The sequence below is a fragment of the Curtobacterium sp. GD1 genome (assembly GCF_020882855.1).
GTDB lineage: Bacteria > Actinomycetota > Actinomycetes > Actinomycetales > Microbacteriaceae > Curtobacterium.
The window spans coordinates 1-23,866 of sequence record NZ_JAFEVQ010000011.1; the positions used below are offsets into that span (position 1 = coordinate 1).

Annotated in this window: 21 protein-coding genes, 1 tRNA gene and 1 pseudogene; 15 read left to right on the forward strand and 8 right to left on the reverse strand. The window is 70.5% G+C overall.

What is annotated here, in order from left to right:
- The 5 genes from JSX79_RS07680 to JSX79_RS07700 all read right to left on the reverse strand — a co-directional run.
- On the reverse strand, nucleotides 1-1,656 hold a 1,656-nt coding region (locus JSX79_RS07680; RefSeq protein WP_229085675.1), incomplete at its 3' end, for a cell wall metabolism sensor histidine kinase WalK.
- 80 nt (nucleotides 1,657-1,736) lie between these two features.
- Nucleotides 1,737-2,432, reverse strand: coding sequence for a response regulator transcription factor (locus tag JSX79_RS07685; protein ID WP_017888045.1), 696 nt, complete (start codon nucleotides 2,430-2,432; stop codon nucleotides 1,737-1,739).
- A gap of 51 nt (nucleotides 2,433-2,483) precedes the next feature.
- The gene (locus tag JSX79_RS07690; protein WP_092385117.1) at nucleotides 2,484-4,181 is read right to left on the reverse strand and encodes a DNA repair helicase XPB; all 1,698 of its coding nucleotides are present in this window, start codon (nucleotides 4,179-4,181) and stop codon (nucleotides 2,484-2,486) included.
- Nucleotides 4,182-4,238: 57 nt separating this feature from the next.
- Complete coding sequence (locus tag JSX79_RS07695; protein ID WP_229085676.1) at nucleotides 4,239-5,999, reverse strand: helicase-associated domain-containing protein; 1,761 nt, start codon at nucleotides 5,997-5,999, stop codon at nucleotides 4,239-4,241.
- Between the two features lie 28 nt (nucleotides 6,000-6,027).
- Nucleotides 6,028-6,327 (reverse strand): hypothetical protein, encoded by a 300-nt coding sequence (locus JSX79_RS07700; RefSeq protein ID WP_070417823.1) that lies wholly within the window; start codon nucleotides 6,325-6,327, stop codon nucleotides 6,028-6,030.
- Between the two features lie 56 nt (nucleotides 6,328-6,383).
- On the opposite strand from JSX79_RS07700, the gene JSX79_RS07705 reads away from it, so the two are divergent.
- Complete coding sequence (locus tag JSX79_RS07705) at nucleotides 6,384-6,761, forward strand: cold-shock protein (protein ID WP_022906598.1); 378 nt, start codon at nucleotides 6,384-6,386, stop codon at nucleotides 6,759-6,761.
- Complete coding sequence (locus JSX79_RS07710; protein WP_083295182.1) at nucleotides 6,761-7,516, forward strand: DUF3027 domain-containing protein; 756 nt, start codon at nucleotides 6,761-6,763, stop codon at nucleotides 7,514-7,516. Before JSX79_RS07705 ends, JSX79_RS07710 begins: the two co-directional genes overlap by 1 nt.
- Before the next feature lie 81 nt (nucleotides 7,517-7,597).
- Here JSX79_RS07710 and serC read toward each other — a convergent pair whose 3' ends face one another.
- Nucleotides 7,598-8,713 (reverse strand): phosphoserine transaminase, encoded by a 1,116-nt coding sequence (gene serC / locus JSX79_RS07715; protein ID WP_229085678.1) that lies wholly within the window; start codon nucleotides 8,711-8,713, stop codon nucleotides 7,598-7,600.
- A 186-nt stretch (nucleotides 8,714-8,899) separates the two neighbouring features.
- On the opposite strand from serC, the gene JSX79_RS07720 reads away from it, so the two are divergent.
- The 4 genes from JSX79_RS07720 (at nucleotide 8,900) to JSX79_RS07735 (ending at nucleotide 12,529) form a co-directional block, all read left to right on the forward strand.
- On the forward strand, nucleotides 8,900-9,595 hold the full coding sequence (locus JSX79_RS07720) for a metal-dependent transcriptional regulator (protein WP_229085680.1): 696 nt from the start codon (nucleotides 8,900-8,902) through the stop codon (nucleotides 9,593-9,595).
- Between the two features lie 272 nt (nucleotides 9,596-9,867).
- On the forward strand, nucleotides 9,868-10,803 hold the full coding sequence (locus JSX79_RS18495; RefSeq protein WP_275951222.1) for a C40 family peptidase: 936 nt from the start codon (nucleotides 9,868-9,870) through the stop codon (nucleotides 10,801-10,803).
- Between the two features lie 355 nt (nucleotides 10,804-11,158).
- Complete coding sequence (locus tag JSX79_RS07730) at nucleotides 11,159-11,653, forward strand: HNH endonuclease (protein ID WP_070417828.1); 495 nt, start codon at nucleotides 11,159-11,161, stop codon at nucleotides 11,651-11,653.
- A gap of 90 nt (nucleotides 11,654-11,743) precedes the next feature.
- Nucleotides 11,744-12,529 carry a CPBP family intramembrane glutamic endopeptidase gene (locus JSX79_RS07735; RefSeq protein WP_229085681.1) on the forward strand — a complete coding sequence of 262 codons (786 nt, stop codon included), beginning with the start codon at nucleotides 11,744-11,746 and terminating at the stop codon, nucleotides 12,527-12,529.
- A gap of 52 nt (nucleotides 12,530-12,581) precedes the next feature.
- Here the strand turns inward: JSX79_RS07735 and JSX79_RS07740 are convergent, their stop codons facing one another.
- Nucleotides 12,582-13,349, reverse strand: coding sequence for a GntR family transcriptional regulator (locus JSX79_RS07740; RefSeq protein WP_229085683.1), 768 nt, complete (start codon nucleotides 13,347-13,349; stop codon nucleotides 12,582-12,584).
- A gap of 155 nt (nucleotides 13,350-13,504) precedes the next feature.
- Between JSX79_RS07740 and JSX79_RS07745 the strand changes: the two genes are divergently transcribed.
- The 9 genes from JSX79_RS07745 to JSX79_RS07785 all read left to right on the forward strand — a co-directional run bounded on the left by JSX79_RS07745 (nucleotide 13,505) and on the right by JSX79_RS07785 (nucleotide 22,161).
- Complete coding sequence (locus tag JSX79_RS07745) at nucleotides 13,505-14,677, forward strand: TIGR03364 family FAD-dependent oxidoreductase (protein WP_229085685.1); 1,173 nt, start codon at nucleotides 13,505-13,507, stop codon at nucleotides 14,675-14,677.
- A gap of 26 nt (nucleotides 14,678-14,703) precedes the next feature.
- Nucleotides 14,704-15,870: an ABC transporter ATP-binding protein gene (locus tag JSX79_RS07750; RefSeq protein WP_229085687.1), complete on the forward strand. Its 1,167-nt coding sequence runs from the start codon at nucleotides 14,704-14,706 to the stop codon at nucleotides 15,868-15,870.
- On the forward strand, nucleotides 15,867-16,772 hold the full coding sequence (locus tag JSX79_RS07755) for a 2-aminoethylphosphonate ABC transporter permease subunit (protein WP_229085688.1): 906 nt from the start codon (nucleotides 15,867-15,869) through the stop codon (nucleotides 16,770-16,772). Before JSX79_RS07750 ends, JSX79_RS07755 begins: the two co-directional genes overlap by 4 nt.
- Nucleotides 16,762-17,562 (forward strand): ABC transporter permease, encoded by an 801-nt coding sequence (locus tag JSX79_RS07760; protein ID WP_229085689.1) that lies wholly within the window; start codon nucleotides 16,762-16,764, stop codon nucleotides 17,560-17,562. The genes JSX79_RS07755 and JSX79_RS07760 overlap by 11 nt, the downstream gene beginning before the upstream one ends.
- A 32-nt stretch (nucleotides 17,563-17,594) precedes the next feature.
- Entirely contained in the window at nucleotides 17,595-18,674 is a 1,080-nt protein-coding gene (locus JSX79_RS07765; protein WP_229085691.1) for a 2-aminoethylphosphonate ABC transporter substrate-binding protein, read from the forward strand.
- Entirely contained in the window at nucleotides 18,674-19,396 is a 723-nt protein-coding gene (locus JSX79_RS07770; protein WP_229085693.1) for a phosphonatase-like hydrolase, read from the forward strand. The genes JSX79_RS07765 and JSX79_RS07770 overlap by 1 nt, the downstream gene beginning before the upstream one ends.
- Nucleotides 19,396-20,886 (forward strand): alkaline phosphatase family protein, encoded by a 1,491-nt coding sequence (locus JSX79_RS07775; protein WP_229085695.1) that lies wholly within the window; start codon nucleotides 19,396-19,398, stop codon nucleotides 20,884-20,886. The genes JSX79_RS07770 and JSX79_RS07775 overlap by 1 nt, the downstream gene beginning before the upstream one ends.
- An 83-nt stretch (nucleotides 20,887-20,969) precedes the next feature.
- A complete protein-coding gene (locus JSX79_RS07780; protein ID WP_229085696.1) occupies nucleotides 20,970-22,073 on the forward strand; it encodes an epoxide hydrolase family protein in 1,104 nt (367 codons plus the stop codon).
- A 13-nt stretch (nucleotides 22,074-22,086) separates the two neighbouring features.
- Nucleotides 22,087-22,161 (forward strand) — tRNA-Arg (locus JSX79_RS07785).
- A 622-nt stretch (nucleotides 22,162-22,783) separates the two neighbouring features.
- On the opposite strand, the pseudogene JSX79_RS18860 reads toward JSX79_RS07785, so the two are convergent.
- Nucleotides 22,784-23,812: pseudogene (locus tag JSX79_RS18860) on the reverse strand (recombinase family protein); the annotation flags it as partial.
- Between the last annotated feature and the right edge of the window lie 54 nt (nucleotides 23,813-23,866).

Genomic DNA, 23,866 nt, shown 5'->3' on the forward strand with positions numbered 1-23,866 from the left:
CCGCTCCCCCGCGACTACGCCGCCCTCGGTGTCGAACACCTCGACCGAACCGTGGTGCGCCGCGACGATGCCCGAGACGATCGCGAGCCCGAGGCCCGAGCCGCCGGTGTCCCGTGCGCGCGAGGTGTCGGCACGCCAGAAGCGCTGGAAGATCTTGTCGCGCAGCTGCGGCGGGATGCCCTCGCCGTGGTCGATCACGTCGATGTGCGCCATCCCACGCTCGTCGTCCACGCCGATGCCGATCTCGATCGGGTCGTCGTGCTCCGTGAAACGCATGGCGTTGCCCATGAGGTTCGTCACGATCTGGCGGATCTTGTTCTCCTCCGCCAGGACGATCGGCGGCCGCTTCGGCAGCACGACGGTGGGCAGCGGCGTGGTCTCGTCGGTGGGGGCAGCCGTGCCGTCGACACCCATCGCGCGGGTGCGGCGGGCGCGGAGTCGCGCGATCGTCTGGCGCGAGAACGCGATGGGGCCGGTTGTGTTCGCGGACGTCGGCGATGCCGGGGGGCCGTCGCCGGAACCGGGGGCCGAGGCAGGAGCTGACGCCGGACGGACCGCGTGCGGCACGCTCTCGCCGGTCACCGAGTCCTCGACGAGCACCTGGATCTCGCGGTCGGGGTTCGACGCCATCGTGTCGAGCGCGGAGTCACGGGCGATGGCGACGAGGTCGACCGGGCCGAGCTCGAGCGGCTTCGACTCGTCGATGCGGGCGAGCTGCAGCAGGTCCTGCACGAGGAGGCCCATGCGCTGGGCTTCCTTCTCGATGCGCTCCATCGCCTGGGCGACGTCCTCTTCCTTGCGGAGCGCGCCCATCCGGTAGAGCTCGGCGTACCCGCGGAGCGACACGAGGGGCGTGCGGAGCTCGTGGGAGGCGTCCCCGACGAACCGACGCATCTGGTCGATGGTGCGCTGCCGGTCCTCGAACGCGGAGTCGATGCGCTCGAGCATGGAGTTGAGGGACCGGTTCAGTCGACCGACCTCGGTGTTGGGGGTGTCGGCTTCGAGGCGCTGGTTGAAGTCACCGGCGGCGAACCGGGCGGCGGTGTCCTCGACGTCGCGCAGGGGGTCGAACGTCGCCGTCACGAGGAGCCGCGTGAGCATGGCGCCGAGCAGGATCACCGAGGCACCGAAGCTCAGGAAGATGGCGGTGAATCGCAGGACGGTCTGGTCGGTGTCGGCGCTCGACACCGCGACCAGGACGTACCCGGCCTGCGTGGTGCCGGTCGACTGGTCTTGCAGGGACGCCGGGATGACCTGCGCACGCCACTCGTGGTTGTGCTGGCTGTCGTACAGCGAGAAGCGAGAACTGGTCTGCGCCGCGGAGGAGAAGTCGAGCTCGTGGATGTCGGGGCGGCTCGACGCCGGGGTCTGGCAGATCTGCTTGCCGGCGGAGTCGTAGGCGGCGACGTATGCGCTCTGCGAGAGGACGACGGAGAGCTTGCAGTACTGCTCACCGTCGCTGATGTTCTGACCCTCGAGCTGTTCCGTCGTCTGACGGACGTTGTTGTCCAGCTGGGCCATGAGGTACGTCGACAGCACCGTCATCGTGCCGAGCCCCGCGACGAGCAGTCCGAGCGCCACCAGGAGCACCGTGATCCCGGTGATCTTGGTGCGCAGGGAGATCCCGTCCCACCAGCGGCTCATTCGCGTGTGCATGCTGCCCCAACGATAGACAGCGGTCGCCCGGTGAAACCGGACGACCGCCGTGAAGACGAACCCCGAGGGATCGGGGAGACCTACGAGGCCTTGGACGCCTTGAGCATGTAGCCGAACCCGCGCTTGGTCTGGATGATCGGCTCGGCCGAGTACTGGTCGAGCTTGCGGCGCAGGTAGGAGATGTAGGACTCGACGATGCCGGCGTCGCCGTTGAAGTCGTACTCCCACACGTGGTCGAGGATCTGCGCCTTCGACAGCACGCGGTTCGGGTTGAGCATGAGGTAGCGGAGCAGCTTGAACTCGGTCGGGGAGAGCTCGATCTGCGCGTCGCCGATCGTGACCTCGTGCGTGTCCTGGTCCATCGTGAGCTCGCCGGCGCGGATGATCGCGTCTTCCTCGTCGTTCATCGTGCGACGGAGGATCGCCTTGATGCGGGCGACGATCTCGTCGAGTGAGAACGGCTTCGTGACGTAGTCGTCGCCGCCGACGGTGAGGCCGGTGATCTTGTCCTCGGTGTCGTCCTTGGCGGTGAGGAACAGGATCGGGGAGGTGTAGCCCGACGACCGCAGGCGCTTGGTGACGCCGAAGCCGTTCATGTCGGGCAGCATGACGTCGAGGATGATCAGGTCCGGCTCTTCCTCGAGCACGGCGGAGATCGCCTGTGCTCCGTTCCCCACCGCGCGCACGGCGAAGCCGGCGAAACGCAGCGAGGTCGTCAGGAGGTCGCGGATGTTCGGCTCGTCGTCGACGATCAGGATCTTGGGGCCATCGCTCATGGTCCTATCTTCTGACCGTTCCCTAGTGGTTTCCTGAGAGCGGTTGGTGCGTCAGCCCACGACCGCCTGGACCTGGTCGGCGTCGAGGATCGTGTAGGAGTACCCCTGCTCCGCGAGGAACCGCTGCCGGTTCTGCGCGAAGTCCTGGTCGACGGTGTCCCGCGTGACGAGCGTGTAGAACGACGCGGGCAGCCCGTCCTTGTTCGGGCGGAGGAGTCGGCCGAGTCGCTGGGCCTCTTCCTGGCGGGATCCGAACGAGCCGGACACCTGGATCGCCACCGTCGCGTCGGGCAGGTCGACCGAGAAGTTCGCGACCTTCGAGACGACGAGCACGTCGATCGACCCCTCGCGGAAGGCCTGGTAGAGCCGCTCCCGCTCGTCGACGGGGGTCGAGCCGGTGATCTCGGCGGCGTCCAGGGACTCGGCGAGCGAGTCGAGCTGGTCGATGTACTGCCCGATCACGAGGATCTGCTCGCCGCGGTGCTTCTCGATGAGCTCGCGCACCACCGGGGTCTTCGCCGGCGAGGTCGCCGCGAGCCGGTACCGCTCGTCGTCGCTGGACGCCGCGTACTCGAGGCGGTCCTGGTGCGGCAGGTCGATGCGCACCTCGTAGCAGGCGGCGGGGGAGATGTACCCCTGCGCCTCGATCTCCTTCCACGGGGCGTCGTAGCGCTTCGGCCCGATGAGCGAGAAGACGTCGCCCTCGCGCCCGTCCTCGCGCACGAGGGTCGCCGTGAGCCCGAGTCGCCGCCGGGCCTGGAGGTCGGCGGTGAGCTTGAACACCGGCGCCGGCAGCAGGTGCACCTCGTCGTAGACGATGAGTCCCCAGTCGAGGGCGTCGAGGAGCGACAGGTGCGTGTACTCGCCCTTCCGACGGGCGGTGAGGATCTGGTACGTCGCGATCGTGACCGGACGGATCTCCTTCACGCTGCCCGAGTACTCGCCGATCTCGTCCTCGGTGAGGGTGGTCCGGCGCAGCAGCTCGGATCGCCACTGCCGGGCCGAGACGGTGTTCGTCACGAGGATGAGCGTCGTCGCCTTGACCGTCGCCATCGCCCCGGCGCCCACGAGCGTCTTGCCGGCACCACAGGGCAGCACGACGACGCCGGAGCCCTGCGCGAAGAACGTGTCGACCGCCTGTTCCTGGTAGGGACGCAGGTGCCAGTCGTCGGTGTCGAGGTCGATCGGGTGCGGCTGCCCGGGCGTGTACCCGGCGAGGTCTTCGGCCGGCCAGCCGAGCTTCACGAGCTCCTGCTTGATCTGCCCGCGTGCCCACGGGAGCAGCTCGACCTCTTCCGGGGAGCGCATGTCGCCCAGCAGCGGCTTGATCCGCTTCGAGCGGATGACCTCGGCGAGGACCGTGGGCTCGGACGCGGTGAGGAGCAGGACCGGCTGGCGCTCGAGCTCTTCGGCCGGGGAGTTCGCGATCGCCGGCGCGTCCGGACGCTCTTCGCGCCGGATGACGAGTCGGCCGTACCGTGCCACGGTGTCGCGGATGTCCACCGTGACGCTCTGCGGGACGGGGAACTTCGCGAAGTGCTCGAGCGTGTGGATCATGCTCTCGGCGTCGTGCCCGGCCGCCCGCGCGTTCCACAGGCCGAGTCGGGTGATGCGGTACGTGTGCACGTGTTCCGGCGCGCGTTCGAGCTCGGCGAACACCGCGAGGTCGTGCCGTGCGTCCTCAGCGTCGGGGTGCGCCACCTCGAGGAGCACGGTGCGGTCGCTCTGCACGATCAGCGGTCCGTTCATGACGGATCAGCCTAGGCCGCTCGGCTGCGAACCAGCGCGGATCGGCTCACCTGTGGATCAGGCGTCGCTCTCCACAGCCACCACGAGGGAGAGCGGGAGCGTCCGCTCGACGTCGACGGCCGTGTCGCGTCCCCGCACGCGTCCGGCGGCGACCGAGGTCGGCACGATCGAGAACGGCCGCTCGGAGCCGTCCGGCATGCGCACCGTCAGGCGGATCGGCGTGCGACCCCGGACGGCGAGGTCGATCTGCCGCCCCAGCCACTCCTGCTCGGGCTCGGCCTCGCCGCGCTCGGTGGTGACGCGGAGCCGTTCCACGAGTGCGTGCGCCGCCTGCTCCGGGTTGCGTCCGGTGGTGCGTCGACGGCCTGGAGGAACGGATCCCGTCGCGGGGCGGGCTGCGGCCGTCAGGACGGCCGGGTAGCGCTGGTCCTCGAGCGCCGTGTGGACGACGTGCGGCGGGTAGCGGGTCAGCAGGGTGGTCAGGTCGCTGCGCTCCCACGCCAGCTGCCGGAGCTCGGCGTCCACCCCGATGAGGTCGAGCTGGTCGGGCGTACCGTGCACGCGGGCCCCGACCCCGTCGGCGCCGACGTCGACCACGATGCTGCCGTCCCGCGAGGACACCTGGTCGACGAGGTAGGAGAGCGGCTGCGGCAGGCCCGTCGCGGACAGCCGTTCCAGCAGCGCGACGACGTCCTGCCGGGTGTGGCCGGCCCGGAACGCGCGGCGGAGCGAGTCCTCGGAGATGCGGTACCGGGCGGCGAGACCCGGTGCCTCGAGCACGGCGACGGTCCGGAGCGCGGCGTCGTCGACCGGCGCGAGCGGTCCCGGTGCGATGACCGTGAGGTCGTGCTGCAGGTACACGGCGTCGACCGTGCGGGGGAGGTCCTCCGCAGCGGGGGCCGGGTCCCCGTCCAGCAGTGCACGGCCGGTGCTCGTCACGCGGCCGTCGACCGTGAGCCCGAGTGCGGCCGCGGTGCCCGCGACGTCGAGCAGCACCGCGTCGAGCCAGCGCGAGCCCGCCGGGTACGCCCACCGGCCGGCCGACACGAGGTCGCGCAGGTCGTCGCCGGCCACGTCGAGCACGCTCCGGACGGCGGGGTCGAGTGCGTCCCGCCATGCCGACACCAGCGTCGACCAGCGGTCCGGCCAGCTCGCGACGAGCCAGGCGTCGCCCGCCGCCGTGGTCGCCCACGTCCCGTTGCCCGTGTCCGCGAACCCGATCCGTTCGAGCAGCGCCAGGCGGCCGGGGACCACGACGGGGTCCGCGCCGGCACGCTCGCCGAGCGTCTTCGCGAGCGGGGTGCCGATGCCGCCCTTCACGAGCTCGCGCACCGCGCCCTCGGACACCGCCCGGAGGAGTTCGGCGAGCACGGTCATCGTCGCGAAGGCGTGCTCCGCGCCGGTCGTCCGGGCGCGCTCGTCGTCGCCCGTCTCGTCCACCGGAGTGCCGGGGCGGGGGTGATCCGCGCCTCCTGGGAGACCGGCGATCTCGTCGTGGGCGGCCAGCCGGGCCGACACCGCGTCGTCGACGCCGCCGTCCTCGTCCGCCAGACCGAGCGCGACCGCCGGGGCGAGGTCGTCGGCGGAGCCCGCGCCGTCACGCAGTGCGAGCAGCGTCCGACGGGGCAGGTGCTCGATCGCGGCGTCGACCGCGTCGTCGGTGCGGAGCGCCTCGGCGAGGTCGAAGAAGTCCGAGATGCGCAGCGGGCCGGTCTCGGCGAGGACCGCCGCGGGGAGCCGGCGCGCCACGACGAGCCGTTCGAGGGCGTCGTCCGGCATCGCCCGGAGCCGGGCGGCGAGGTCTGCGGTGGTCGTCATCGTCCGCCGCGCTCGTCCGACGCGGTCCTCAGCGCGCCGTCCGGTTCGCTCGGGCCCGACGGGTCCAGGTGATGCCGAGGAGGGTGAACACGAGCACCATGCCGATCGGGAAGCCGACCAGCGGGATCGCCATGATCACGGGCCAGGGCATCGATCCCTGGGCGCTGGGGACGGTCAGCCACATCACGATCATGGCGGCCATGCAGAGGAAGGCGGCGATGAAGATCCCGCCGACCATGAACGCGAGGGCGCGTTCGGTACGATTGAACGTCACCGGGGGTTCCGCGGAGTCCTGCGTGTTCCCGGTGGACCGGGTCGGGTTGGCCATCGACCCAGGATATCCGACGCACCACGGCCGTTCCACGATCACGAGGAGACCGACGAATGCCCACCGGCAAGGTCAAGTTCTACGACGACCAGAAGGGGTTCGGGTTCATCACCGGCGACGACGGCGAACCCGTCTTCCTGCACGCGTCCTCGCTCCCCGACGGCGTCACGTCGGTGAAGGCCGGTTCGCGGCTCGAGTACGGCGTCGTCCAGGGGAAGAAGGGGTCGCAGGCGCTGTCCGTGCGGCTCCTCGACCCGCAGCCGTCCCTCGCGAAGATGTCGCGACGATCGGCGGACGACATGGCCGTGATCGTCGAGGACCTCGTGAAGGAGCTCGACCGGATCAGCGGGGACTTCCGGCACGGTCGGTACCCGAAGAACGGCACCCGAATCGCTGCGATCCTGCGGCACGTCGCTGACCAGTTGGACGCGTGATGACCGATACCTCCCCTGTTGCTCCTGCCCCTTCCGAGGACCTCACCGCGCTCGCCCGCACGGCGCTGCTCGAGGTGACCCCCGAGTCGACCGTCGGCGCGTTCGCCGGGACCGTCGACGAGGGCGACGGCGTCGTCTCGGTGCTGTTCGCCAACCGCATGGCCGGGTACCCCGGCTGGCGCTGGACCGTCTCGATCGCCCAGGTGTCCGGTGACGAGCCGACCGTGCTCGAGGTCGAGCTCATGCCGGGTGACGGCTCGCTGCTGGCGCCCGACTGGGTGCCGTGGTCCGAGCGGCTCGCCGAGTACCGGGCCGGCCAGGACACCGACGGTGCCGAGGGCGAGCACGACGACGAGTCCGACGAGGACGACGACGAGGACTTCGACGGCGACGAGGACGACGCGGACGAGGACGCCGACTACGACGACTCGGACGACGACGAGTCCGACGACGACGAAGCGGACGACGAAGACGACTTCGACGCCGACGAGGACGACCTCGACGAGCCGGACGACGACGACATCGACGGTGTGGACGTCGACGAGCTGGACGGGTCCGAGGACCACACCGACGACTCGGACGACGACGACACCGACGACGCGGACACCGACGACACCGACCAGCAGGTCGCACCGGCCGAGCCGGCCCGCGGCCGCCGTCGCACCCAGCGGGTGCGCCCGGTCGACCCGGACGCCGACCTCGAGGTCGACCGGCTGGACGCCGGCGAGGTCGACCCGGAGCACCACCGCGCCTGACGGGCGACCGACCGGTCCCCGGACGGACAGGAGGCGCGGTGCCAGCTGGCACCGCGCCTCCTGTCGTGCGGACCGACCGCGTCAGCGCAGGGCGTTCACCGTGAAGTCGATCGCCTGCACGAGCTTCGCGACGTCGTCCGGGTCGATCGCCGTGAAGGTCGCGATGCGGAGCTGGTTGCGGCCGAGCTTCCGGTACGGCTCCGTGTCGACGATCCCGTTCTGGCGCAGCGTCGCGGCGACGGCCTTGGCGTCGATCGAGTCGTCGAGGTCGATCGTGGCGACGACCTGCGACCGGGCTGCGGGGTCGGTCACGAACGGCGTCGCGTAGTCGACCGACTCCGCCCAGTCGTAGAGCGTCGACGACGAGGTCTTCGTGCGGGTGTCGGCCCAGGCGAGCCCGCCGGACTCGTTGATCCAGCGGACCTGATCGTCGAGGAGGATCAGGGTCGCGAGCGCCGGGGTGTTCAGCGTCTGGTTCAGCCGCGAGTTGTCGACGGCGTTCTTGAGCGAGAGGAACTCGGGGATGTACCGGCCGCTCGCGGCGATGCGCTCGACACGCTCGATCGCCGCGGGGGAGAACAGAGCGAGCCAGAGGCCACCGTCCGAGGCGAAGTTCTTCTGCGGGGCGAAGTAGTAGACGTCCGTGGCGCTGACGTCGAACGCGGCACCACCGGCGGCGCTCGTGGCGTCGACGACGGTGAGGGCGCCGGCGTCCCCGGCGGCGCGGACGACCGGCGCCATGACACCCGTCGAGGTCTCGTTGTGCGGGTAGGCGTAGACGTCCACGCCCTCGACGATCTCGAGCGGGGCGAGGGATCCGCCGGGTGCTTCCACCACGTGCGGCGCCTCGAGCCAGGGGGCGCCGGCGGCCTTGGCGAACTTCGAGCCGAACTCGCCGAAGGACAGGTTCTCGGCCCGGCGCTCGATGAGCCCGAACGCGGCGGCGTCCCAGAACGCGGTCGAGCCGCCGTTGCCGAGGACGACCTCGTAGCCCTCTGGGATGTCGAACAGGTCGCCGAGGCCGGCGCGGACGCTGCCCACGAGGTCCTTGACGGGCTTCTGGCGGTGGGACGTGCCGAGGATCGTCGCGCCGCGGGTCACGAGGGACTCGAGCTGCGCGCCACGGATCTTGGACGGTCCGCAGCCGAATCGGCCATCGGTCGGGAGGAGTTCGGCGGGGATGACGATGTCTGCCATGCACCGATCCTAACGAGCGGTATCCCAGCGCGAGTGACCGTGTACCGGCCGGACGGGGCGGGCCGACGCCGCGCCTCCTGGCCGCATCGCGCACGGACTTTCTTGCACCTTGCAAGTGTTGGTCATTCCATGTCGCCTCGAACAAGTAGGGTGGGGCGCGCTGGGCCCAGACATGAGAGGCGGACCGTGACCGATCTCGTCGACACCACGGAGATGTACCTTCGCACTATCCTCGACCTCGAGGAAGAGGCGATCGTGCCGCTGCGCGCCCGCATCTCGGAGCGCCTCGGTCACTCGGGTCCCACCGTCTCGCAGACCATCGCCCGCATGGAGCGCGACGGCCTGGTTGTCGTCTCGGGCGACCGGCACCTCGAACTCACCGACGAAGGACGCTCGCGCGCGACGCACGTGATGCGCAAGCACCGGCTCGCCGAGCGTCTGCTCTCCGACGTCATCGGTCTCGACTGGGCGTTCGTCCACGACGAGGCATGCCGCTGGGAGCACGTGATGAGCGAGCAGGTCGAGGTCCGTCTGCTCGAGATGCTCGGCAACCCGACCGAGTCGCCGTACGGCAACCCGATCCCGGGCCTCGCCGAGATCGGCGGCCCGGCCGCCCCCGGCTTCCTCGACGGCGTGCAGAACATCGTCGCCGCGACCGAGGGCACCGACGCCGTTGCGACCGGGGTCATCCGCCGCCTGGGCGAGCCCGTGCAGTTCGAACCGGAGCTCCTCCACCAGCTGCGGTCCGCCGGTGTCATGCCCGGCCGGGTCGCGAGCGTGCAGCGCGCAGGGGCCTACGTCGCCGTGCGTGTCGACGGCGAGGACGCGGGCATCGAGCTCCCGACCGAGGTCGCGCAGCACGTCTACATCGGGCGCTCCTGACCCGTCTGCCCCCGAAACTGGGGCGAGGCGTGTTTCTGCGGCCTGATCAGGGCTTCTTTACCGATTCGTTACAAAGCGGCGGTTTCATCTCGACAAGGTAACGGTCGGCACGTACACTCGACGAGTCCGCCGGCCACCCACGAGGCCCAGGACCCGTGACAGGACGTCTCGAACCCGTCTCCTGTCTCGATCGGAAACGATGACGAACGGATGGGGTTGCACGGTCGGCGATCACCCCCGCTGGCAGTGGTGACGAGACGCCGGAGACACCCTTGACGCAGACCGGTTCCGCCGCGGACGACCAGACGCCCGCGAACCCGACGAACACCGCGAACGCCACCGACGCCCCCCTCTCGCGCCGAGCAGCCCGCGCCGTCACCCCGGTGCGCGACGCTCCGCTCCCCGCCGGCCGTCGTGCCGCCCAGGCCGCGCGTACCGCCGCCTCCACCAAGGCGAGCTCGTCGGCCCGCAAGCGCCGCTTCCTCGCGCCGGTCGTCCTGACCGTGGCCGCGGGCATGTTCGGCACCGTCGCGGTCGCCCCGGCGTTCGCCGCGACGCAGCAGTCGACCGGGACGGACGCCGCGACCGCGCAGCGCCAGGTCCGCACGACCGAGGCCCAGAACTTCTCCGTCTCCGACGCGGTCGCCCTCGCCGGCACGAGCCGCGACGGCTACGGTGCGACGGCGCAGTCCACGCTCGACGCCGAGGCAGCGCAGAAGGCCGCCGACGCCGCGGCGAAGCAGGCGTCGGAGCAGGCCGCGGCCACCCAGGCCGCCCGCGCGCAGACCGCCTCGCAGTACGCGTCGTACACGGGGCCGAGCGCCTCCGACTACGTCGCCTCGTCGACCGCCGCGAACACCCCGTTCTCGCTGCCGGCCGTGGTCGCCACCGCCAAGCAGTACATCGGCACCCCGTACGTCTTCGGCGGCGCGGACCCGTCGGGCTTCGACTGCTCGGGCTACGTCATGTTCGTGTACGCGCAGTACGGCATCAACCTCGCGCACTCCGTGCCGCTGCAGGACCAGGCCGGCACCACGATCCCCGAGTCCGAGGCGCAGCCGGGTGACGTCGTCATCTTCAACAACGAGGCGCACGACGGCTTCTACATGGGCAACGGCATGATCATGGACGCGCCGAAGCCCGGTGGCTCCGTGTCGATCCGCCCGATCTGGACCAGCGACTACCACATCGTCCGCTTCGGCATCTGACCCGTACCGCGGGCATCGATCCCGTGAACATCGCCGAAACCGGCCCGTGCACTCTCGTGCCGGGCCGGTTTCTGACGTACCCTGACCGTGCACCGGCCCGAACGGTCCGAGCAGGGAGACCCCATGTCAGCGTTCCGCACGACCCGCACCATGGGTCGGCGCGCGCACGTCGACATATGGTCGACCACCGCCTGCGTGCACGAGCACGCCCCTGCATGACCTGAGCACTGCCCATCCGGGTGGTGCTCTTCGTGGTTCAGGGGCCGTTCGCGCGAGCGGAGGTCACCTGCGCGGTACCCCGGTCCGACGCACCCGCACAGCCTGGAAGCCGTCCAGGCACGTCGGAAGGGAACCCATGCGCACTCTCGTCCTCAACGCCGGTTACGAGCCCCTCGCGGTGATCTCGTTCCGTCGGGCCCTCGTGCTGGTCATGAACCAGAAGGCCGCCATCGTCGCCGCCGACCTCGACCACCCGGTCACGGGGTCGACGTCGACCTACGACCGTCCGTCCGTCATCATCCTCACCCGGTACGTCCGCATCCCGCACTCGAGACTCGTGCCGGTGTCGCGCCGGGGCGTCCTCCGCCGGGACGCCAACCGGTGCGCGTACTGCGATCGGCACGCCACCACGATCGACCACGTGCAGCCTCGCTCGCGCGGGGGTGAGGACTCGTGGGAGAACCTCGTCGCCTGCTGCCTGGCGTGCAACAACACCAAGGGCGACCGCACCCCGCAGGAGATGGGGTGGCGGCTCCGCTTCCGCCCGAAGGCGCCGCACGGCTCCTCGTGGGTGGTGCGGGGCATCGAGCGTCCGCAGTCCGAGTGGGACGAGTACCTGGTGGCCGCGTAGCGGTACCGCGCGGCTGACGCCGTGACGGACGGGAGGCGCGGGTCGGGCCCGACCCGCGCCTCCAGTCCGTCTCCGTGCCATGCTCGAGACATGGAGCACCAGGGAACTCCGTCACACCTCCGCGTCCGCCCCCGGGTCTGGATCGGCTTCGCGGTCTGGCTCGGCTACATGGTCGTCGTCTTCACCGTCCAACGACTCGGTGGGGTGCCGTACACCGACCTGAGCCGGAACGGACACGACCTCTTCTTCGGCGCGGGGCTCTCGCTCATCGTCGCGTCCGTCCTGCTGGCCGTCACGACCACGCTGCTCGGCTGGTGGCGGCCGGCCCTGTCCGACGAGCACCCGAGTCGACACCGGTGGCCGATCGTCGTGCCGATCGCGTTGGCGCTCCTGGCCGTGCTCGGGCTGACCATCACCGACTGGGCTGCCTTCGACGGGCCGTTCCTCGCGGCGTCGATCGTGCTGCTGCTGGTCGGGTTCACCGAGGAGCTCACGACCCGAGGCCTCCTGCTCACCGCCCTGCGCAGCCGGTTCGCCGAGCCGATGGTGTGGTTCCTCAGCACGGCGGCGTTCGCGGCGATGCACTCGCTCAACTTCTTCGCTGGGCAGGCCCTCGGCCCGACGCTCGCCCAGGTCGTCAACACGTTCCTGGTCGGCACCGCGTTCTACGTCCTCCGGCGGACGACCGGCAGCCTGGTCTGGCCGATGGTGCTGCACGCGCTGTGGGACTTCTCCGCCTTCTCGGCGCAGCACGGCGAGGTGTCGCCGGTGACGAGCCTCGTCGGCGTCCTGGAGTGGGTGATCGGCGTCGCGGCGCTGGCCGTGGTGTGGGCGACGTTCCGGGGGAGCGACCGCAGCCGGCGGATCGCGGCCTGACACCGTGACGGACGGGAGGCGCGGGTCGGGCCCGCACCGCGCCTCCTGTCCGTCAGGCGCCGACGCCGGCGTCCGTCGCCTTCGGTTGGATCAGGTGCTCACCGTTGCGCTGACGGCCCGTCGCGTCGATCGTGAACCGGACCACGTCCGGCCGGTACCGGTCGTCGGAGAACTCGAACGGCACGCCGTGCTCGTCCTCCGAGGTGCGCTGGAGCCGGAGCAGGGGTGACCCGGGCTGCACACCCAGCAGCCGGGTGTCGAGCTCGTCGGCCGCGACCGCGTCGATCTCGTGGTGCACGCCACTGAACACGTGGCCGTGCGTGGCGAGGTACTCCGTGATGGAGCCGCCGTCGAGGTCGGCCTGGAACAGCAGCCGGCCGACGGTCTCGGTGAACGTGGTCCGTTCGAGCATCGTCGGGACGCGGTCGAGCAGGCGCAGGCGGATGAGCTGCACCACCAGGGAGCCCGGCTCGATGCGCAGCGCGCGGGCGGCTGCCTCGTCCGCGCGCTTGAGGGAGACCTGCTCGGTGTGTGCTCCCGGGGTCCTGCCGAACCCCTTCGCCCATCTCGTGAACGGGACGTACACGTCGACGGGCTGGCTGGTCTTCCGCGACACGACCCGGCTCGGGCGACCCCTGGTCGTCTCGATGAGCCCTTCGCTGCGCAGCACGGCGAGGGCGTTGCGGATCGGCCCCCGCGAGGCGTTCCAGCGCGCGCCCAGCTCGGCTTCGGTCGGGACGTCGTCACCGGGCGCGAGTGACCCGTTGATGATCTCGTCACGGAGTGCATCTGCGATCAGCTTGTACAGGACATCGGCCACATAGGCACCTTACTACCCATGTCATGCGCGAAACGAGGGGCTCGACCTGTCCATCTGCGGGAATCGTGTGAACATCGGACGACACAACGTTACGTGCGCGTGAAAACTCGGTGCTTGTCTACCTACGTGGTCGCCATCCGTGTCACGGTGTCCACATGACCCCGACCTCCTCCACCACCGCACCCGCGTTCGACGTCGTCGTGATCGGTGCCGGCATCGTCGGCCTCGCCCACGCCTACGAAGCCCTGCTGCAGGGCCTGAGCGTCGCGGTCGTCGACCGCGCCGGGGGTGCGGTGCACGGCGCGAGCGTCCGGAACTTCGGGCACGCGTGCATCACGCCGCAGACCGGGGAGGCCCGCGGCTACGCCACCGAGGCCCGGCGGCGGTGGTTGGACCTCGCCGGCGCGGCAGGCTTCACGGCACGGGAGTCGGGCACGGTCGTGGTCGCTCGGACGGCGGCGGAGCTCGCCGTCGTCGAGGAGTACGCGGCGAGCGATCCGGACACGGAGCGGCTGGACGCCCGGGCGGTCGTCGACCGTGTCCCGGTCGACCCGGATCCCGTGGTCGGGGGAGCGTTCCTGCCGCTCGACCTGCAGGTGGACCCACGGGAGGCGGCACCGGCGATCGCCACCTGGCTCGCGTCGCAGGGGGTCCGGTTCTCGTGGCGCACGACCGCACTCACGGTGGAGTCCGGTCGGGTGACGACCTCCCGTGCCACGTTCGAGGCCGATCGCATCGTCGTGTGCACGAACCACGACGTCGACCGGCTGTTCCCGCGCCTGGCCGAACAGGCCGACGTGGTGCGCTGCCGCCTGCACATGCTCCGCGCCGACGTCGATCTGCGCTTCCCGTTGACCGTCCCGCTGTTCACCGGGTGGTCGCTGCTGCGCTACAGCGGGTTCGCGGCGATGCCGAGTGCCGGTGCGCTCCGCGAATCACTGCGCGCGTCCCTGCCCGCCGGCGTCGCCTGGGACCTGAACCAGATGTACACGTCGCCGTTCGACGGTTCGCTCATCATCGGTGACACGCACGTGCGTGACGTCGACGCTCCGCCGTTCCAGGACGAGGCGGGCTTCGAGCTCGTCATCGCCGAGACCGAGCGGCTCTTCGGGGTCGAGCGGATCCGGGTGCGTGAGCGGTGGCAGGGCGTCTACGCCTCGGCGCCCGGTCGGGAGTTCCTCATCGAGGAGCCGCTCCCCGGGGTCCACGTCGTCACGGTCACCACCGGCATCGGCATGACCACCGGCCTCGGGATCGCACCGAGCGTCCTCGCACCGCGCGGCACCGCCACGTCCGTCCCCGAGTCCTCGACCGCCGTCGCCGTCTGAGCGACATCCACCTCCCAGGAGTTCCCATGGACACCAGCACCACCCCCGGGATCGAGTTCCGGAACGTCACGGTCGCCGGCAACGGCGGCGCGGTCATCCTCGACGACTTCACCCTGACCGCGGGCCGCGGCGAGGTCGTCGCCCTGCTCGGCCCCTCCGGTGCGGGGAAGACGACGGCGCTCCGTGCCGTCGCCGGGTTCGTCGCACCGACCCGCGGCAGCATCCACCTCGGCGGGAAGGACGTCACCGGGCTCCCACCGCGTCGGCGCGGACTCGGGATGGTCGTGCAGAGCTACGCGCTGTTCCCGCACATGAGCATCGCCGACAACGTCGGGTACGGGCTCCGGGCGAAGGGCATCCCGCGTCGGGACGTCCGGCCGCGGGTCGCGGAGGCGCTCGAGATGGTCGGGATGGCCGCGTTCGCCGATCGGCTACCGCGCACCCTCTCCGGCGGGCAGCAGCAGCGGGTCGCGATCGCCCGTGCCCTCGCACCGCGGCCTGAGGTCCTGCTCTTCGACGAACCCCTCTCCGCCCTCGACCAGCAGCTGCGACAGGGGATGATGGCCGAGCTCGCGCGGCTGCACCGGGAGCTCCCCGACGTCACGATGCTCTACGTGACGCACGGGCAGAACGAGGCGCTCACGCTCGCGGACCGGATCGCCGTGATGGCGGACTCGCGTCTCGTCGAGTTCGGGACGGCAGCGGAGCTGTACCGGCGACCGGAGGCCGAGTTCACCGCGCGGTTCCTCGGCGCCTCGAACGTCCTGCCGTGCACCGCACTGCGCTCGGGGGAAGCGGCCATGACGGCCGCGCCCGGGCAGGTGCTGACCGTCCCGGCCGGTGCCGAGCGGGGAACGGCCGTGTCCGTGTCGGTCCGTCCACACCGTGTCCGCGTCCTGACGGCGACGGAGGGCGCCACGAACGTGCTGCCGCTCGAGGTGGACGACATCCAGTGGCGTGGTGCCACGCACCTCATCTCCGGCACCGTCCACGGTGAGCCGTTCTCGGTCGAGACGCTCGAGCTCCGGGATCTCCCGACGATCGGGCAGACGATCGGCGTCGGCTTCGAGCCGATCGACGTCACGATCCTCGGGGGCGCGGCAGCCGGTGCCCCGTCCATCGCGGGAGGCAGCACGGCACGTCCGGCGCTCCGCGTGGACGTTGCCGCCCAGCCCGCCGGGATGATCTCGTGACGCTCACCACCGAGCCCCGAGGGACGGTCGGGCCGACGACCGGACCGACCGGTGGCGGCCCGCGCCGGGTGCCCACCGCGTGGCTCGTCGGTGCGCTGCCGGTCGCGGTCATGGCGATCCTCGTCGTGTACCCGGTGGTGCTCCTGATCAGCAACGCCGTCGAGGACGGGAGCGGCCGGTTCTCCGTCGCCGAGTGGCGCGTCCTGTTCGGCAACCCGGTGTTCGTCGACACGATCGCCACCACCGTCCGGGTCGCCGCCATCGCGACGGTGGGCTGCATCGTCGTCGGGACGTTCCTGGCGATCGTGATCGCGTACGTGCCGTTCCGGGGAGCCCGCGTCGTGACCGCGGCGCTGAACGTCTACCTCTCGTTCCCGTCGTTCCTGATCACCCTCGCGCTGGTCTTCATCTGGGGGAACGTCGGCATCGTCAACGGTGCGTTGAGCACGGCGTCCGGAGCGACTGCGCCACCGATCCACCTGCTCGACACGCAGTGGGGTGTGATCCTCGCCGAGGTCACCTACTTCACCCCGTTCGTCGTCCGCCCGGTCCTCTCCGCGCTCGAGGTGATGGACCGCAGCCAGGTCGAGGTCGCCGAGTCGCTCGGCGCCGGACCCGCGCGCATCGTCCGGACGCTGATCCTGCCGGAGATCGCGCCGGCACTGCTCGCCGGCGGCGCACTCGTGCTGATGCGCACCATGAACGAGTTCGGGATCGTCCTCTTCGCCGGAGCCAAGGACGTGACGACCCTGCCGACCCTCGTCTACAGCCAGGCGATCAGTCGGGGCAACTACCAGGTCGCCGCCATCGCCGCACTGGTCAACATCGTGCTCTCGCTCGGCCTGTACCTGCTGTACCGACAGATCACCGCCAGAGCGCTGGGAGGAAACCGTGCTCGTTAGGTCCCGTTCCGGACGCTTCGTCGTCCACCTGGTCACCGCGCTGGTGATCGTCGCGCTCTTCGTCCTGCCCTTCGGCGTCCTGCTCGTCGGAGCCTTCTCGACCTCGTGGTCGGGAGCCCTGCCGTCCGGTGCTACGACGGGCAGCTTCGCGACGGTGTTCACGGAGTCGGCCACGGTCGCGACCATCACCGCGTCGATCGTCTCGGCGGTGGTGTCGACGGCAGTCGCACTCGTCGTCGCGACCACCGCGGCGCTCGCCGCACGGAACGCCCCGCGCCTCGGCCGCGTGCTCGACACCCTGTTCCTGCTCCCGGTGGCGATCCCCTCCGTCGCGGTCGGGCTCGCGGTCCTCATCGCGTTCTCCTCGGGCCCACTCCCGCTCAACGGCACCGTCTGGATCGTCCTCATCGCGCACACCGTGCTCGTGGTCTCGCTCGCCTACCAGCCGATCACCGCCGGGGTCGCGCGACTCACCCCCGCCGTCGAGGAGGCCGCCGCCGCGCTGGGGGCATCACCGCTGCGCATCCTGCGCACCGTGACCCTGCCCGAACTCCGACCGGCGCTCGCCGGAGCCGCCGCGCTCTGCGTCGCGATGTCGATGGGGGAGCTGACCGCGTCGATGATGGTCGCCCCGCCGACCTGGCGGACCCTGCCCCTGCAGATCTTCTCGTTCACCTCACGCGGCATCCGCCTCTACGAGGGAGCCGCCCTCGCGGTGGTCCTCATGGGCATCACGCTGCTCGTCCTGCTCGTCCTGCAACGCGTCCTCGCCGGCCGCGTCCGCGCCTGACCCCACCCCGCTCATCGACCCGATCGGACACCATGACCACGCCCCGCTGGACCCTGTTCCGCACCGTCACCGCCCTGGCGCTCACCGGCGCCACCGTCGCCGCCCTGTCGGGGTGCTCCGCCGGCAGCTCCGCCGCGAAGGCCGACCCCGCCGCCAAGACCGTCACCGTCTACACCGCTGACGGCCTCAACGACGGCGACGACTCCTACTACCAGACCGTGTTCGCCGCCTTCGAGAAGGAGACCGGCATCGACGTCCAGGTCGTCGAGGCCGGCTCCGGAGAGGTCCTCCAGCGCGTCAAGCAGGAGTCGTCGAACACCCAGGCCGACCTCCTCGTCACCCTGCCGCCGTTCATCCAGACGGCATCCGAGGACGGGCTGCTCGCGAAGTACGCCCCCGAGGGCATCGACGCCGTCCCCGCGGCGGACAAGGCGGCCGACGGCACCTACGAGGCCCTGGTGAACAACTACATCGGCTTCATCCGCAACACGGAGGACGTCCCCGATGCGCCGAAGACCTGGGACGACCTGCTCGGCGACGAGTACCAGGGCAAGCTGCAGTACTCCACGCCCGGTGTCGCCGGTGACGGTACCGCGATGCTGATGCTCGCCCGGGAGGTCCTCGGCGCGGAGCAGTCGACCGAGTACTTCACGAAGCTGCAGGACAACAACGTCGGGCCGTCGGACTCCACGGGTGCCCTCGCCGCGAAGGTCGACAAGGGCGAGCTGACGATCGCGAACGGCGACGTGCAGATGAACATCGCCCAGCAGAAGTCGATGCCGAACCTCGGCATCTTCTTCCTCGAGGGCGCGGACGGCACCCCGACGACCATGTCGGTGCCGTACTCGGTCGGGCTCGTCAAGGACGCCCCGCACACCGCCAACGCGAAGAAGCTCCTCGACTTCCTCTACACCGAGGACGCGCAGGAGCAGGCCACGACGGTCGCCGGCGGCTTCCCGGCACGCTCCGACGTCCACCCCACCGGCGACGAAGCGGAGAAGCTCGACGCACTCATGCACGGCGTGGAGATCGTCCACCCGGACTGGGACGACATCGCGGAGCACCTCGACTCCTACGTCGGTGACTGGAACACCGCCACCGGCACGCTCTGATGACCACCACCGACCTGCACTCCGGAAGGACCACCATGATCGACCTCGTCGCCCTCGACATCGCGGGCACGACCCTCGACGACGGCGGGACCGTCTACGACGCGCTCCGTGCCGCCGTCGAGGAACGCGGCGCCACCGTCGCGCCGGACGACCTGCAGACCTGGATGGGGACCGACAAGGTCACCGCCATCGACGCGCTGCTGCGTCTCGGCGGGGTGACGCCGACGACGCACCAGGTCGCCGAGTCGTTCGACCGGTTCCGCGCGATCCTCCGGTCCCGGTACGCCGAACAGCCCGCGGTCGTCCTGCCGGGTGTCGCCGACGCCGTCCGGACACTCCGGGCGGCAGGGGTCAAGGTCGCCCTGACGACCGGCTTCTCCCGGGACATCGTCGACCTGCTGCTGGACAGTGTGGGCTGGCAGGTCGACACGCACCTCGACGCGGTCGTCACGACCGACGACGTGCCCGCGGGGCGACCGGCGCCGTACATGATCCACCGTGCGATGGAGTGGACCGGCGTCACCGACGTCCGACGGGTCCTCGCTGCCGGGGACACCGTCGTGGACCTGCGCGCCGCGGAGAACGCCGGTGTGGTCAGCGTCGGGGTCCTCACCGGCCAGACACCGCGCGAGGCGCTCGAGGCGGAACCGCACGACCACGTCCTGGCCTCGGTCAGCGCACTCCCCGAGCTCCTCCTCGGCGCCGAGCTGGTGACCCGGTGATGCGCGGGAAGCAGGTCGTCGCGGTGGCGTCGACGCTCGCGCTCGCCGCGGCCGGTCTCGGTGTCGGCGCGATGCCCGCCGCTGCCGCTGCCGCGGACCAGCACGTCATCGTGGTCGGCATCGACGGACTCCGCTTCGACAAGATCGCTCCGGCGAACGCCACGAACCTCGAAGCGCTCATCGCCTCCGGGTACTCGAGCACCACCTGGCTGTACGCCGCACCGATGTCGCAGACGCTCTCCGGCCCGGGATGGGCGACGAACCTGACCGGCGTCTGGCCGGACAAGCACCGGGTCCTGAGCAACTCGTGGGGGACGTCGAGCAACATCACCCAGTACCCCGACTTCCTCAGCCGCGTCGAGGCGGCGAACCCCACGCTCTCGACCTACGCGGCAGCGACCTGGGCACCGATCATCGACGGGTCGGCCGGGTCCCCGCTGATCACGAGCGCCGTCGACACCCGGTACGTCTCGACGGGCGACAGCGACACCGCTGCCAACGTCCTCGGGCAGCTCGGGAAGACCGCCGCGCCGAACGCCTCGTTCGTCCACTTCGACGACGTCGACGAGGCCGGCCACGCGGACGGCGCGGCATCGAGCGAGTACCTCGCCGCCGTGGCGGAGATCGACGGGTACGTCGGGAAGATCCGGCAGGCCGTCGCGAGGCGCCCGACGTCGGAGCAGTGGTCGATCATCGTCACCGCGGACCACGGCCACACCGATGCGGGTGGGCACGGTGGCAACACACCGCCCGAGCGATCGTCCTTCATCATCAAGACCGGGCCCGGGATCACGAAGACGACGCCGACGATCAAGCCGAAGAACGTCGACATCGCAGCGGACGTCCTCAGCACGTTCGGCATCCCGATCCCCGCGGCACTCGACGGCCGTCCGCTCGCGACCGCCTCGACCGACCCGTTCGACAGCATGGTGGGATCCCTCGGCTCCGCTGTCGACGAGACCGCGATCCCGGCCGCCACGAAGGGCTGGACGCACGCCGTCCCGTCCGGCTGGAGCATCGACAACACCGGCATGGGGACCGGGGGCGTCACCGAGTGGCGCGGCTGGTCCCTGACGGACGACGACTTCTGGACCAGGACGGATCCGGGCCAGGGACGCGAGACCAACGTGCGCGCCCGCGGGGTCTTCGCCGTGGCCGACTCCGACGAGTGGTCGGACAAGACCCACACCGGCCTCTTCAACAGCCGACTCGTCTCGGCGCCCTACACGGTCACCGCCGGGTCCACCGCGACGATCACCTTCGGGTCCCACTACCGGAAGGAGGGCAACGAGACGGCGTCGGTCCTGGTCAGCTTCGACGACGGCGCGACCTGGACCACGGCATCGACCCTGGCCGGCGACTCGACCGCGGCGATCCAGACCGTACGCGTGGCCGTCCCGGCGGGGAAGACGAGCATGCGCGTCGCCTGGGCCCTCACGAACGGCGACAACAACTGGTACTGGGCCGTCGACGCACCGCGCGTCGGCTGATCAGCACCCGGAGAACGCGGCCGGCACCGGGACCGTGTCGGCTGTGGCGACCGGCTGTCGGTGGGCGGGCGTAGCGTGCCGCCATGACGGAGACCCCCGAGATCGACGACGCGACGATCGACGACCTGCGTGCGCGCCTGCGCGCGACCCGCTGGCCGGATGCGCCCGCCGGGACCGGGTGGTCGCTCGGCATCGACGTCGACGAGCTGCGCCCGCTCGTCGAGTACTGGGCGGACGGGTTCGACTTCGACGCGCACCGGGCGGCGCTCGCCGCACTGCCGTCCCGCCGGGTCGAGGTGGACGGCGTCGGCATCCACGTGCTGCACGCCCGCGCGGCGACGCCGGGTGCGCTCCCCGTGCTGCTCGCGCACGGCTGGCCGGACTCCGGGTGGCGGTACCGCAAGGTGCTGCCGATGCTCGTCGACGCCGGGTTCGACGTGATCGTGCCGGACATGCCCGGCTACGGGTTCTCCGACGCCCCGCCGCAGCCGATCGACGCACGGGCCGTCGCCGGGATGTGGGCGACGCTGATGACCGACCTCGGGTACGAGCGGTTCGCGGTGTCCGGCGGGGACATCGGCACGCACGTCGTGCGGTACCTCGCGCTCGACCACCCGGAGCGGGTCGTCGCCGTGCACCGGATCGACGGCGGGCTCGCCTGGCCCGGGCTCGACCCGTCGACGCTGTCCGAGGCGGAGCGTACTTTCGTCGCCGAGACCGAGCGGTGGCGCACTGACGAAGGCGCCTACGCGATGATGCACCGGACCAAGCCGCAGACCGCGGCGGTCGGCCTGAACGACTCCCCGGCCGGGCTCGCGGCGTGGATCGTCGAGAAGCTCCGCTCGTGGAGCGACTGCGGCGGGGACCTCTGGTCGGTGTACACGCGGGACGAGGTCCTGGCGTTGCTCACCGAGTACTGGGCCACGGCGACGATCGGCTCGGCGATGCGGATGTACCACGCGAACGCGGCGGTGCCGGCGGCGCAGCTCGGGCGTCGGGTCGAGGTGCCGTCCGGGTTCTCGATCTTCCCGGGGGACCTCGTGCGGGCGCCGAAGGAGTGGCTCGAGCGGACGACGAACCTCGTGTACCACCACGAACTCGACCGGGGCGGGCACTTCGCGGCGTTCGAGCAGCCGGGGCTGTTCGTCGACGAGCTCCGGGCCTTCCTGGAGCCGTTCCGCCGCTAGAGTGGGTGGGCCAGCCTCTGTAGCTCAATGGAAGAGCAGTTCCGTCCTAAGGAAACGGTTGGGGGTTCGAGTCCCTCCAGGGGCACCAATACGACCTGTCCCGAACCCTCGACCCAATCCATGGTGGTCGAGGGTTCTTCTGGTTCGCCGTCTGTAGCCGAGGGCGCATCTCCCACAGGGGTGGTGAGCTGACGCGACCGTTCGATGATGATCTCGAACGGCTGCGCCATGTCGCCTCGCAGGGGCCCGTCGCGATCGACGTATATGTGGGAGAAGAACGCTTGGTTGAAGCTGCGCCGGAGATGGTCGGGCGCGCGCAGGTAGGCCTCATAGCAGTCGCCCGCAAGCGTCAGAGCGGCGTCCAGGTTGCCCATGACGAGCGCCTTGTCCTTCGCGAGGCCGTCGAGCCGTTCGCTGATCGCTGCGAGTTTGGACGTGATCGCCTTTTGCTCTTCGGCGTAGAGATCGGCCGGGATGATCCCGCCGAGGTGGCCGTCGAGCAGCTTTTTCGCCCGGTCGCTGAGGCGGGCCCGTTCCAGCTCCAGGTCGGCTGCCTGACGGACGGACTCCCGAAGTTCGGCTTCGATCTCCGCACGCATGGCAGAGCCGAGCTTGTCACGCAGTTCAGGCGCGAGCGCCACGTTCGCGTAGAGCGCGACGACGAGCTTCTCGACGTGCGCGATGGGAACGGCGGGCGCGTCGCAGTCGTTCCTCTTGGCGGCTCGACCGGCACAGATGAAGTACTCGTAGAGGGTGCCGTGTCGGTTGACGGTCCGTTGTACGAGCAGGCGGCTGCCGCACGTGCCGCAGTAAACGGAGCTCTTGAGATAGTGCGGGTACTCCCGAACCTTCTCGCCCACGACGTGCGTCGAGAGGACGAGCTGGACCTTCTGCCACGTCACGGCCGAGACGAGCGGCTCATGCCGGCCTTCGAAGACCGCGCCCTGAAAGCGAACGACTCCCGTGTAGTAGGGGTTCGTCAAGATCTTGTGGAGTTGGTTCGCGTTGATCGCCTTGGCGGGGCGTGACGGCGTCGGAGCGGCAGCAAGGCCGCGTTCCGCCAGTTCGGCGGCCAGGAGCCGGACGGTCCATTCGCCGGTGGCGTAGGCCTCGAAGGCCCAGCGGATCAGGTCGGCGCGCGCTTTGTCGACGACGACGGTCCGCACCTCGCGGCCCTCGGCGTTCAAGACGCCGACGTTGCGGTAGCCGATCGGCGCTTTGCCGGGGGTTCCGCCGGTCTTGGCCTTCTGGCTCATGCCCTTGAGCACTTCGTTCGCGAGGTTGCGCGAATAAAACTCCGCGATCGAGCTCATGATGCCGTGGAGCAGCATGCCCGACGGGGTGGCGTCGATGTTCTCGGTGGCAGAGACGAGCCGCACGCCGGAGGCTTGCAGCGCCAAGTTGATCTCGACGTCGTCGGCGCGGTTGCGGGCGAGCCGGTCGACCTTGTGCACGACGCAGTATTCGACGGGTTCGCGCCGCACGTAGTCGAGCATCGCCCGTAGTTGCGGCCGGTCTGCGGAGCGCGCGGACTCTCCGCGGTCGATGAACTCGGCCACGATCCGCGCGCCGATGCCGTCGGCCTTCTTCTTATTGGCTTCGCGCTGGGCCGGGATCGAATACCCTTCCGGATCGCCGTCGCGTTCGGCCTGTTCTTTCGTCGAGACCCGCAGATAGCTGACGGCCAGCGCCGGGTCGGCGCGACGCGTTGTGGCGTCCTGCATGTTGCCTCCTTTCATGGAAATGCCTGATGAGGGCCTACGTTTGCGGTCCCCCTGCACTGAAATTAACCC

Excerpts from the sequence above, each read along its gene's own strand:
- JSX79_RS07685 (WP_017888045.1), bottom strand. The coding sequence starts at position 2,432 with ATGAGCGATGGCCCCAAGATCCTGATCGTCGACGACGAGCCGAACATC.
- JSX79_RS07690 (WP_092385117.1), bottom strand. The coding sequence starts at position 4,181 with ATGAACGGACCGCTGATCGTGCAGAGCGACCGCACCGTGCTCCTCGAG.
- JSX79_RS07695 (WP_229085676.1), bottom strand. The coding sequence starts at position 5,999 with ATGACGACCACCGCAGACCTCGCCGCCCGGCTCCGGGCGATGCCGGAC.
- JSX79_RS07700 (WP_070417823.1), bottom strand. The coding sequence starts at position 6,327 with ATGGCCAACCCGACCCGGTCCACCGGGAACACGCAGGACTCCGCGGAA.
- JSX79_RS07705 (WP_022906598.1), top strand. The coding sequence starts at position 6,384 with ATGCCCACCGGCAAGGTCAAGTTCTACGACGACCAGAAGGGGTTCGGG.
- JSX79_RS07710 (WP_083295182.1), top strand. The coding sequence starts at position 6,761 with ATGACCGATACCTCCCCTGTTGCTCCTGCCCCTTCCGAGGACCTCACC.
- serC (WP_229085678.1), bottom strand. The coding sequence starts at position 8,713 with ATGGCAGACATCGTCATCCCCGCCGAACTCCTCCCGACCGATGGCCGA.
- JSX79_RS07730 (WP_070417828.1), top strand. The coding sequence starts at position 11,159 with ATGCGCACTCTCGTCCTCAACGCCGGTTACGAGCCCCTCGCGGTGATC.
- JSX79_RS07735 (WP_229085681.1), top strand. The coding sequence starts at position 11,744 with ATGGAGCACCAGGGAACTCCGTCACACCTCCGCGTCCGCCCCCGGGTC.
- JSX79_RS07745 (WP_229085685.1), top strand. The coding sequence starts at position 13,505 with ATGACCCCGACCTCCTCCACCACCGCACCCGCGTTCGACGTCGTCGTG.
- JSX79_RS07750 (WP_229085687.1), top strand. The coding sequence starts at position 14,704 with ATGGACACCAGCACCACCCCCGGGATCGAGTTCCGGAACGTCACGGTC.
- JSX79_RS07765 (WP_229085691.1), top strand. The coding sequence starts at position 17,595 with ATGACCACGCCCCGCTGGACCCTGTTCCGCACCGTCACCGCCCTGGCG.
- JSX79_RS07770 (WP_229085693.1), top strand. The coding sequence starts at position 18,674 with ATGACCACCACCGACCTGCACTCCGGAAGGACCACCATGATCGACCTC.
- JSX79_RS07775 (WP_229085695.1), top strand. The coding sequence starts at position 19,396 with ATGCGCGGGAAGCAGGTCGTCGCGGTGGCGTCGACGCTCGCGCTCGCC.
- JSX79_RS07780 (WP_229085696.1), top strand. The coding sequence starts at position 20,970 with ATGACGGAGACCCCCGAGATCGACGACGCGACGATCGACGACCTGCGT.